At 62.4% G+C, this 1,623-nt stretch carries 1 protein-coding gene and 1 pseudogene; both read left to right on the top strand.

The features are described from left to right. On the top strand, positions 1 to 1,413 hold a 1,413-nt coding region (locus tag AWB68_RS44675), incomplete at its 5' end, for a cbb3-type cytochrome c oxidase subunit I (RefSeq protein WP_087650428.1). Then, positions 1,406 to 1,623: pseudogene (locus AWB68_RS50555) on the top strand (cytochrome c oxidase subunit 3); the annotation flags it as partial. The gene AWB68_RS44675 and the pseudogene AWB68_RS50555, both read left to right, overlap by 8 nt.

Below are 1,623 nucleotides of genomic sequence, written 5' to 3'. Positions count from 1 at the left end.
GGCTCGGTCAACTTCATCGCCACGCTGGCGCGCATGCGCGCACCCGGCATGTCGATCGACCGGGTTCCCGTGCTCGTCTGGGGCACGCTGACGGCGTCCGGCGGCAATCTGCTGGCCGTGCCGGCGGTCAGCCTCGCCTTCTTCATGTTGTGGCTCGACCGGCAGTTCGGCACGCATTTCTTCGATGTCTTGAATGGCGGCAGGCCGCTCCTTTGGCAGCACATGTTCTGGATGTTCGCGCACCCGTGGGTCTATGCCGTGGTGCTGCCGGCGATGGGGATTGTCTCCGATGCGCTGCCTGTCTTCTGCCGTCGACCGCTGGTCGGCTACACGCCGGTGGCACTGGCGACGGTCGCGACGATGGTGGTGGGCTTTATCGTGTGGATCCATCACATGTTTGCCACCGGAATTCCGGCGCTTGCCCTCGCGTTCTTCGGCTCGGCCAGCATGGTGATCGCGATCCCCAGCGCGGTCGCCACCTTCGCATGGGTCGCGACGATCTATACCGGCCGTCCGGTGTTCAAGGTCCCCTTCTTCTATTTCGCTGGCTTCGTGCTGCTGTTCGTGATCGGCGGCGTGTCCGGTGTGATGACAGCCGCCGTTCCGCTCGACTGGCAACTCACCGATACCTATTTCGTCGTGGCACATCTGCACTACGTGCTTCTCGGGGTCAATGTTTTTCCGGTGATCGGCGGCATCTACTTCTGGTTTCCCAAGTTCACTGGTCGAATGATGAGCGAACGCATTGGCAAGCTCGGCTTTGCGGTTCTGTTCATCGGGTTCAACGTCGCCTTCTTTCCGATGCACATCGCGGGTCTCCTTGGCATGCCGCGCCGCATCTACACCTATCCCGCCGATATGGGATGGAACACCGTCAACCTCATCACCTCGCTCGGGTCGTTCGTGTTCGCGCTTGGCGTGCTGATCTTTCTGTTCGATCTCGCATGGAGCTACAAGCGAGGCCCGGCCGCGGGCGACAACCCGTGGGACGCACCCACGCTCGAGTGGTCCATTCCGTCGCCTCCGCCGCCTTATAACTTTGCGACCGTCCCGTTTGTCGGAAGCCGCCATCCGTTGTGGGAGAGCAGGCTTGCGAGCGGACGAGGGGGCCACGCCGGGTCCGTGCTCGATCAAGGCTACATCCTCGATCATGGGCGCGAGGCGCTGGGCACGACAGCCCTCGACGGCGAACCCTACATCATCCTGAAGATGCCGGGCGATTCATATGCGCCGTTCTTCCTGGGCGCTTTTGCAACGCTTGTGTTTGCAGGCATGGTGCTTCACGCATGGTGGTTCACGGCGGCGATGCTCGGCGCCTCTGCAATCTCGATGATCGCCTGGCTCTGGCCCGAGCGGGGCCTTCTGCAACGCGAGCCGTCCCCTGTATATGATGCGGGAGGCGAAATTGGCTGACGCGATCGATGCATTCGACACCACTCGCGCGCTGCCGATCGGCAGCGCGGGCGAGCGATCCAGCGGTTGGTGGGGCGTGTGGACCATGATCGCCACGGAGTCGGCCTTATTCGTTTACTTGATCTTTTCGTATCTCTATCTCGCAGCGCAATCGGCGCAACATTGGCCTCCGGAGGGCCTGCCCAAACTCGGAATCGGGAGCGCCAACAC

It is taken from the genome of Caballeronia choica (genome assembly GCF_001544535.1).
Taxonomy (GTDB): domain Bacteria; phylum Pseudomonadota; class Gammaproteobacteria; order Burkholderiales; family Burkholderiaceae; genus Caballeronia; species Caballeronia choica.
This window is presented reverse-complemented; position numbering and strand designations above follow the sequence as displayed.